Below are 8,891 nucleotides of genomic sequence, written 5' to 3'. Positions count from 1 at the left end.
GTTCCGGCGGAGGCCGCTGCCGTGTCCGGATCGTGGGCATCCGGCGCGCTTGCACCGGGCTCTGCGCCACGCCAGGGGCGATCTCCTCCCGTCGGATGACGTCAATTTCCTTGCGCACGGGGAAGGTTGACGGGAAAGGCAGCGTTGTTGCAGTGCGCACTGCACCCGGGCGTATGGCTGAGAGTTGTACAACGTAAGCTGTACCGGTGCTGATTCGTGGCAAGTGGGGCGATACCGCCTGGGAGTACCGACCCTAGACGGTCCTCCGCACTCGGGAGAGCGGGCGGCGTGTCCGGAATGGGATGTTTTGGGTCGGCAGTGTAGAACGGGAGATGTGACGGCAATGACGGAAAATCTCCAGCTCCGAGGTGTATATGCCGTCCCCGCGTCGGGCGGTCCGTGGTGAATCGAACCCGGCAGGCGCGGAATGACGCCGCCGTCCCCGCCACGCTCGACAAGGCCGCGGACGAGAACTTTCCTGTGGCCCCGTTCTTTCTGCCGCGCGCGTGGCGTAACGATCTGATGGCCGTGTACGGGTACGCCCGCCTCGTCGACGACATCGGCGACGGCGACCTCGCCCCCGGTGGCGCCGACGCCCGCCACCTCGGACTCGATCCGGCACAGACCGATGACCGGCTGGCGATGCTCGACGCCTTCGAGACCGATCTGCACCGCGTCTTCGACCCCGCCGGCGACGGCCCGCGCCACCCGCTGCTCCGCGCACTGCGCCCCACCGTGCGGCGCTGCTCGCTCACCCCCGAACCGTTCCTGGGGCTCATCGAGGCGAACCGGCAGGACCAGAAGGTCCGGCGGTACGGGACGTACGAGGAACTGCTCGCCTACTGCGAGCTCTCAGCCAATCCCGTCGGCCGGCTGGTCCTCGGCATCACCGGGACCGCGAGCCCCGAGCGGATCCGCCGCTCCGACGCCGTCTGCACCGCCCTGCAGATCGTCGAGCACCTCCAGGACGTCACCGAGGATCTCGGTCGCGACCGGATCTATCTGCCGGCCGAGGACATGGCCCGGTTCCATGTCACCGAGGCCGACCTCGCAACCCCCTCCGGGGGCGCATCGGTGCGCGCACTGGTTGCATACGAAGCAGAACGCGCCCGGAACCTGCTGAATGAAGGCACCCCCCTCGTGGGTAGCGTCCACGGCAGGCTCAAGCTGCTTCTCGCCGGATTTGTGGGAGGGGGGCGGGCCGCCCTCACCGCGATCGCGGCCGCCGGGTTCGACGTACTGCCCGGACCGCCCAAGTCCACCAAGCCCAGCCTGCTGCGCGAGGTGGGAGTTGTCTTGCGAAGAGCGCGTAGAGAGGGGTGAGCCGGACCGTGGAGGGACAGACGACGTACATGTCGGCGCCGGTACAGGCCGCATACAGTTACTGCGAGGCCGTCACCGGACAGCAGGCGCGTAACTTCGCGTACGGAATCAGGCTGCTGCCCACCGAGAAGCGGCAGGCCATGTCGGCGTTGTACGCCTTCTCCCGCCGGGTCGACGACATCGGCGACGGAGAGCTGGACCAGGAGACCAAGCGGACCCGGTTGGAGGGCACCCGCACACTCCTGGGCCGGATCCGGGACGGCGCGATCGAGGAGGACGACACCGACCCGGTGGCTGTCGCGCTCGCCGACGCCGCGCGCCGGTTTCCGCTGCCGCTCGGTGGGCTCGACGAGCTGATCGACGGCGTGCTGATGGACGTGCGCGGCGCGACGTACGAGACGTGGGACGACCTCAAGGTCTACTGCCGGTGTGTCGCCGGAGCCATCGGGCGGCTCAGCCTGGGCGTCTTCGGGACGGAACCGGGTGCGCCCGGCGCGGACCGGGCCGCGGAGTACGCCGACACGCTCGGCCTCGCCCTGCAGCTCACCAACATCCTCCGGGACGTCCGCGAGGACGCGGGCAACGGGCGTACGTATCTGCCCTCCGACGACCTTGCCAAATTCGGCTGCTCCGCCGGTTTCCACCGGGCCACACCGCCGCCGGGCTCGGACTTCGCCGGGCTGGTCCACTTCGAGGTCCGGCGCGCGCGTGCCCTCTTCGCCGAGGGCTACCGGCTGCTGCCCATGCTGGACCGCCGCAGTGGCGCCTGCGTCGCCGCCATGGCCGGTATCTACCGGCGGCTGCTCGACCGGATCGAGCGTGACCCGGAGGCGGTGCTGCGCGGGCGGGTCTCGCTGCCGGGTCACGAGAAGGCGTATGTCGCGGTGCGTGGCCTGTCGGGTCTGGACGCGCGGTACATTTCGCGCCGGACGGCCCGGGGGCGTGTCTGATGCGTATCGCGGACAACTCGCGCAACATGTGCATCACGGACAACCGGTCTCGTCGGCGGGCAACCCTCCGACGGGATGACGCGTCCCTGACTGAAACGACGTGCCTGACCGACATGACCAGCCCAGCCGGTTCGACCCGGCGGAAACGGAGGGAGGACGCATGACCGACGAGGCCCTGCGCTCCTCCCGCGCCGTCGTGATCGGCGGCGGACTCGCCGGCATCACCGCGGCCCTGCGTCTCGCCGATGCCGGGCTTGACGTGACTCTGCTCGAAGGGCGGCCCCGGCTCGGCGGACTCGCCTTCTCCTTCCGTCGCGGCGAACTGACGGTCGACAACGGGCAGCATGTCTATCTGCGCTGCTGCACCGCGTACCGCTGGTTCCTCGACCGTGTCGACGGCGCCCGTCTGGCACCCCTGCAAAACCGTTTGGACGTGCCCGTTCTCGATGTCGGACGCTCTTCGGGGCCCCGGCTCGGACGGTTGCGCCGCAATGCGCTCCCGGTCCCGTTCCACCTCGCCGCGGGACTCGCCGGCTATCCGCATCTCTCGCTCGCCGAACGGGCGTCCGTCGGACGTGCCGCGCTGGCACTCGGCCGCCTCGACCCGGAGGACCCGGCGCTCGACACCGTCGACTTCGGCAGCTGGCTGGCCCGGCACGGACAGTCCCCGCGCACCATCGAGGCCCTCTGGGACCTGGTCGGCGTCGCCACACTCAACGCCACCGCACCGAACTCCTCGCTGGCCCTCGCCGCGAAGGTCTTCAAGACCGGACTTCTCTCCGAGCCCGGCGCCGCCGACATCGGCTGGGCGAGCGTGCCGCTCGGCGAGGTCCACGACACGCAGGCCCGCAAGGCGCTCGACTCCGCGGGCGTACGGACCGAGCTGCGCACCAAGGCCGACGGCCTCTCCCGTACCGAGGACGGACGCTGGATCGTCGACGCGGGCGCCGAACGGATCGAGGCGGACACCGTCGTCCTCGCCGTTCCCCAGCGGGAGACCCACGGGCTGCTGCCCGAGGGCGCACTCGACGCGCCGGACAGGCTGCTCGACATCGGCACCTCGCCGATCCTCAATGTGCACGTCGTCTACGACCGCAAGGTGCTGCGCCGCCCGTTCTTCGCCGCACTCGGCTCCCCGGTCCAGTGGGTCTTCGACCGTACGGACGCCTCCGGACTCACCGGGCCGGGGCAGTACCTCGCGATCTCCCAGTCCGCGGCCGACGACGAGATCGACCTGCCCGTCGCCGAACTGCGCCGTCGCTACCTGCCCGAACTGGAGCGGCTGCTCCCCGCCGCCCGCGGAGCCGGCATCAGGGACTTCTTCGTCACCCGTGAGCGGACGGCGACTTTCGCCCCCGCCCCCGGCGTCGGCCGGCTGCGCCCCGGGACCCGCACTCGTACCCCCGGCCTCCTTCTGGCCGGAGCATGGACGGCCACGGGCTGGCCCGCGACCATGGAGGGCGCTGTCCGCAGCGGGTTCAGCGCCGCCGGCGCCGCGCTCTCCTCGCTCGGCCGCACCCATGAACATCCGCTGCAGGAGGCGGCATGAGCAGTACCACCGGAACAAGAGGAGAGTCAGTGACCCCGGCGAATCCGGCTTTTGACACCGTGGCAGACACCGCGGACGTCACCGCGCTTCTGGAGCGCGGACGGGCCATGTCCGCTCCGGTGCTCCGGGCCGCCGTTGACCGGCTCGCACCGCCCATGGACACCGTCGCCGCCTACCACTTCGGCTGGATCGACGCTCAGGGCCGCCCCGCCGACGGCGACGGCGGCAAGGCCGTCCGCCCGGCGCTCGCCCTGCTGTCCGCGGAGGCGGCGGGCGCCGCCGCCGAGGCAGGCATCCCCGGCGCCGTCGCCGTCGAACTCGTGCACAACTTCTCGCTGCTGCACGACGACCTGATGGACGGCGACGAGCAGCGCCGTCACCGCGACACCGTGTGGAAGGTGCACGGCCCCGCCCAGGCGATCCTGGTCGGCGACGCGCTCTTCGCGCTGGCCAACGAGATCCTGCTGGAGCTCGGCACGGTCGAGGCGGGCCGTGCGGCCCGTCGGTTGACCACCGCCAGCCGCAAGCTCATCGACGGGCAGGCCCAGGACATCTCCTACGAGCACCGCGAGCGGGTCACCGTCGAGGAGTGCCTGGAGATGGAGGGCAACAAGACGGGTGCCCTGCTCGCCTGCGCCGTGTCCATCGGCGCGGTGCTCGGCGGCGCCGACGACCGCACCGCCGACACCCTGGAGGCGTACGGCTACCACCTCGGCCTCGCCTTCCAGGCCGTCGACGATCTGCTCGGTATCTGGGGCGACCCGGAGTCCACCGGCAAGCAGACCTGGAGCGATCTGCGTCAGCGCAAGAAGTCCCTGCCGGTCGTCGCCGCGCTCGCCGCGGGCGGACCGGCCTCGGAGCGCCTCGGTGAACTGCTTGCTGCGGACGCCAAGAGCAGCGACTTCGACAGTTTCTCCGAGGAGGAGTTCGCCGCCCGGGCGGCGCTCATCGAGGAGGCGGGCGGCCGGGAGTGGACCGCCCAGGAGGCCCGTCGGCAGCATGCGGTCGCCATCGAGGCGCTGCACGGTGTCGACATGCCGGAAACCGTGCGGGCGCAGCTCACTGCGCTCGCGGACTTCGTCGTCGTACGAAAGAGATGATCACCATTCGCATATGACTCGCAGTCGCCGGCCGGTGCCCGTAGGGGGCGCCGGCCGACGGAGACCCCAGCACAGCAGAGGACCAACTGCACGAAGGGGAAGCCATGACAGCGACGACCGACGGAAGCACCGGGGCTGTGAACCCCCGCGCAGCCTCGGCCAGCGAACCGACCGAATCAACCATCGCCGCGGACGATGTGCTCGCCGCCGCGCGGCGGGCCGCGGAACGCTCGGTGGAGCATCTCCTCGGCAGGCAGGACGCCCAGGGTTGGTGGAAGGGCGACCTCGCCACCAACGTCACGATGGACGCCGAGGACCTGCTGCTCCGTCAGTTCCTCGGCATTCAGGACCCGGCCACCGTCGAGGCGGCCGGACTCTTCATCCGCGGCGAGCAACTCGTCGACGGCACCTGGGCCACCTTCTACGGCGGCCCGGGCGACCTCTCCGCCACCATTGAGGCCTATGTCGCACTGCGACTGGCCGGAGACCGGCCGGACGAGCCGCACATGGCCCGAGCCTCCGGGTGGATCCGGGAACAGGGCGGCATCGCGGAGAGCCGCGTCTTCACCCGCATCTGGCTGGCCCTCTTCGGCTGGTGGAAATGGGACGACCTGCCGGAGCTCCCACCGGAGCTGATGTTCTTCCCGAAGTGGGTCCCGCTCAACATCTACGACTTCGGTTGCTGGGCCCGGCAGACCATTGTGCCGCTGACCGTCGTCTCGGCGAAGCGGCCGGTACGGCCCGCGCCCTTCGCCCTCGACGAGCTGCACACCGACCCGCTCGTCCCGAACCCGCCCAGGCGCCCCGCCCCGGCGGCCAGTTGGGACGGTGTCTTCCAGCGTCTCGACAAGGCGTTGCACGTCTACCACAAGGTGGCCCCGCGCCGGCTGCGCCGGATCGCCATGAACGTGGCCGCCCGCTGGATCATCGAACGCCAGGAGAACGACGGCTGCTGGGGCGGCATCCAGCCGCCCGCCGTGTACTCCGTCATCGCCCTTCACCTCCTCGGCTACGACCTCGACCACCCCGTGATGCGGGCCGGACTGGATTCGCTGAACCGGTTCGCAGTCTGGCGCGAGGACGGCGCCCGCATGATCGAGGCCTGCCAGTCACCGGTCTGGGACACCTGCCTCGCCACCATCGCGCTCGCCGATGCCGGAGTCAGGCCCGACCATCCCGCGCTCGTCAAAGCGGCGGACTGGATGCTTGGCGAGGAGATCGTCAGGCCCGGCGACTGGTCCGTGCGTCGACCTCAACTGGACCCAGGCGGATGGGCGTTCGAGTTTCACAACGACAACTACCCGGACATCGACGACACCGCCGAGGTGGTCCTCGCACTGCGCCGGGTCCGGCACCCCAACCCGGCCAGTATCGAGGCCGCCATCGAACGCGGGGTGCGTTGGAACCTCGGCATGCAGTCCCGCAACGGAGCCTGGGGCGCATTCGACGCAGACAACACCAGCCCGTTTCCCAACCGTTTGCCGTTCTGCGACTTCGGAGAGGTCATCGACCCGCCGTCCGCCGATGTCACCGGACATGTGGTGGAGATGCTCGCCGTGGAGGGGCGGTCCGACCACCCCGCCGCCCGGCGCGGTATCGAGTGGCTGCTCGCCGAACAGGAGGCGAGCGGTGCCTGGTTCGGCCGCTGGGGCGTCAACTACGTCTACGGAACAGGGTCGGTGGTGCCGGCCCTGATCGCTGCCGGGCTGCCCGCCTCCCATCCGGCGATCCGCCGGGCGGTTGGCTGGCTGGAGTCCGTCCAGAACGACGACGGCGGCTGGGGCGAGGACCTGCGCTCGTACCGGGAGGAGAAGTGGATCGGGCACGGCTCGTCCACTGCCTCCCAGACCGCGTGGGCCCTCCTCGCCCTCCTCGCCGCCGACCGGCGGGACAGCACGGCGGTGTCCCGCGGCGTCGCCTGGCTGACCGAGAACCAGCAGGCCGACGGGTCCTGGGACGAGCCGTACTTCACCGGCACCGGGTTCCCCTGGGACTTCTCCATCAACTACCACCTCTACCGCCAGGTCTTCCCTCTCACCGCGCTCGGGCGGTACGTGCACGGTGACCCCTTCGCCGCTCGCACGGCCACCGGCGAGGGGGACTGATGGGCGATACCCCGGGGCCACCCGGCCCCGCAGCGCCTCTGCTGATCGCCTGCGCGCTCGGTATCGAGCAACTGGCACTGCGCAGCGGCAGAGGGCGGGCCGGCGACGCCCCGGGCACGGTGACCGTGCTCCGTACGGGCATGGGTCCGAAAGCCGCCGAGACGGCCGTGGAACGCGCGCTCGCCCAGGACCGGACGCCCGGCTCCGCGGTCATTGCCTCCGGGTTCTGTGCCGGACTCGCACCGGGCATGCACCCCGGGGACCTGGTGGTCGCCGACGAGACCCGGGACGCCGGGGAGTCGACGGCCTGTACCGGCGTGGATGTGCTCGCCGAGGCACTCGCCGGGGCGGTGCCCAGCCGCACCGTCCACATCGGCCCGCTGACCGGTTCCGGCCATGTCGTACGCGGACATGAGCGGGCCGAACTGTGGGCGACCGGGGCGATCGCGGTGGACATGGAGTCCGCCGCCACTCTTCGTACCGCCGTGCGCACCGGGTCGCGTCCGGTTGCGGCTGTACGGGTGGTCGTGGACGCTCCGGAGCACGAGCTCGTCCGTATCGGCACAGTACGCGGTGGAATATCAGCCTTCCGTGTTCTTCGTGCCGTCCTACCTGCTTTCTATGAATGGCACCGATCTTTGCTGCTCCCCAGGAGGTGAGCTAGATGGCCATGCCGCTCCGTCAGACCATCAAGGTTGCGACGTACCTCTTTGAACAAAAGCTCCGCAAGCGGGACAAGTTCCCGCTGATTGTCGAGCTGGAGCCTTTGTTCGCCTGCAACCTGGCGTGCGAGGGCTGCGGAAAGATCCAGCATCCGGCCGGAGTCCTGAAGCAGCGCATGCCGGTGGCCCAGGCCGTCGGCGCGGTGCTGGAATCGGGTGCCCCGATGGTGTCCATCGCGGGGGGCGAACCCTTGATGCACCCGCAGATCGACGAAATCGTGCGGCAGCTGGTCGCGCGGAGGAAGTACGTCTTCCTCTGCACCAACGCGATGCTGCTCCGCAAGAAGATCGAGAAATTCACCCCCTCGCCGTACTTCGCCTTCGCCGTGCACATCGACGGCCTGCGTGAGCGGCACGACGAATCGGTCGCGAAGGAAGGCGTCTTCGACGAGGCGGTCGCGGCGATCAAGGAGGCCAAGCGGCGCGGCTTCCGGGTCACCACGAACTCCACCTTCTTCAACACCGACACCCCGCAGACCGTCATCGAGGTCCTCAACTACCTCAATGACGATCTGAAGGTCGACGAGATGATGATCTCGCCCGCCTACGCGTACGAGAAGGCACCCGACCAGGAGCACTTCCTCGGCGTCGAGCAGACCCGCGAGCTCTTCAAGAAATCCTTCGCGGGCGGCAACCGGGCCCGCTGGCGGCTGAACCACTCGCCGCTCTTCCTGGACTTCCTGGAGGGCAAGGCGGACTTCCCGTGCACGGCCTGGGCGATCCCCAACTACTCGCTCTTCGGGTGGCAGAGACCGTGCTACCTGATGAGCGACGGGTACGTCCCGACGTACCGGGAACTCATCGAGGAGACCGACTGGGACAAGTACGGCCGCGGCAAGGACCCGCGCTGTGCCAACTGCATGGCGCACTGCGGCTACGAGCCGACCGCCGTCCTCGCCACGATGGGGTCGCTGAAGGAATCCCTGCGCGCCGCGCGGGAAACGGTCTCCGGGAACCGGTGACGTCATGACCTCTGGAGAACCAGTCGCACTGGGTCTCCCCGAGCTCCCGGCCCGGCCGCTCGCGATGCGTCGCCCCTCGCGGCGCATCCAGGTCGGGTCGGTGGCGGTCGGTGGGGATGCGCCGGTGTCGGTGCAGTCGATGACCACGACCCGTACGTCGGACGTGGGTGCGACGTTGCA

Annotated in this window: 8 protein-coding genes; all 8 read left to right on the top strand. The window is 69.9% G+C overall.

The genetic code is table 11. The features are described 5' to 3' along the window. The first annotated feature begins 402 nt into the window (after positions 1-402). Entirely contained in the window at positions 403-1,323 is a 921-nt protein-coding gene (hpnC, locus tag ACFU6I_RS46690; protein ID WP_384380147.1) for a squalene synthase HpnC, read from the top strand. A 29-nt stretch (positions 1,324-1,352) separates the two neighbouring features. Continuing rightward, positions 1,353-2,273 carry a presqualene diphosphate synthase HpnD gene (gene hpnD / locus ACFU6I_RS46685; RefSeq protein WP_384380150.1) on the top strand — a complete coding sequence of 307 codons (921 nt, stop codon included), beginning with the start codon at positions 1,353-1,355 and terminating at the stop codon, positions 2,271-2,273. 160 nt (positions 2,274-2,433) lie between these two features. Beyond that, positions 2,434-3,822 carry a hydroxysqualene dehydroxylase HpnE gene (gene hpnE / locus ACFU6I_RS46680; RefSeq protein WP_384380144.1) on the top strand — a complete coding sequence of 463 codons (1,389 nt, stop codon included), beginning with the start codon at positions 2,434-2,436 and terminating at the stop codon, positions 3,820-3,822. Next, positions 3,819-4,922 (top strand): polyprenyl synthetase family protein, encoded by a 1,104-nt coding sequence (locus ACFU6I_RS46675; RefSeq protein WP_266978998.1) that lies wholly within the window; start codon positions 3,819-3,821, stop codon positions 4,920-4,922. Before hpnE ends, ACFU6I_RS46675 begins: the two co-directional genes overlap by 4 nt. 104 nt (positions 4,923-5,026) lie before the next feature. Continuing rightward, positions 5,027-7,027 (top strand): squalene--hopene cyclase, encoded by a 2,001-nt coding sequence (shc, locus tag ACFU6I_RS46670; RefSeq protein WP_384380141.1) that lies wholly within the window; start codon positions 5,027-5,029, stop codon positions 7,025-7,027. Further along, complete coding sequence (locus ACFU6I_RS46665; RefSeq protein ID WP_384380138.1) at positions 7,027-7,686, top strand: 1-hydroxy-2-methyl-2-butenyl 4-diphosphate reductase; 660 nt, start codon at positions 7,027-7,029, stop codon at positions 7,684-7,686. The genes shc and ACFU6I_RS46665 overlap by 1 nt, the downstream gene beginning before the upstream one ends. A gap of 5 nt (positions 7,687-7,691) precedes the next feature. Then, on the top strand, positions 7,692-8,711 hold the full coding sequence (gene hpnH, locus ACFU6I_RS46660; RefSeq protein ID WP_345516373.1) for an adenosyl-hopene transferase HpnH: 1,020 nt from the start codon (positions 7,692-7,694) through the stop codon (positions 8,709-8,711). A 4-nt stretch (positions 8,712-8,715) separates the two neighbouring features. Then, positions 8,716-8,891, top strand: a 176-nt coding sequence (locus ACFU6I_RS46655) for a flavodoxin-dependent (E)-4-hydroxy-3-methylbut-2-enyl-diphosphate synthase (protein ID WP_376668585.1), incomplete at its 3' end; no start/stop codon positions are given.

Origin of the sequence: Streptomyces sp. NPDC057486, from assembly GCF_042802415.1 — a bacterium.
GTDB classification, from domain to species: domain Bacteria; phylum Actinomycetota; class Actinomycetes; order Streptomycetales; family Streptomycetaceae; genus Streptomyces; species Streptomyces yanii.
The sequence above is the reverse complement of the archived record's forward strand: the minus strand, read 5'-3'. Positions and strand labels throughout refer to the sequence as shown.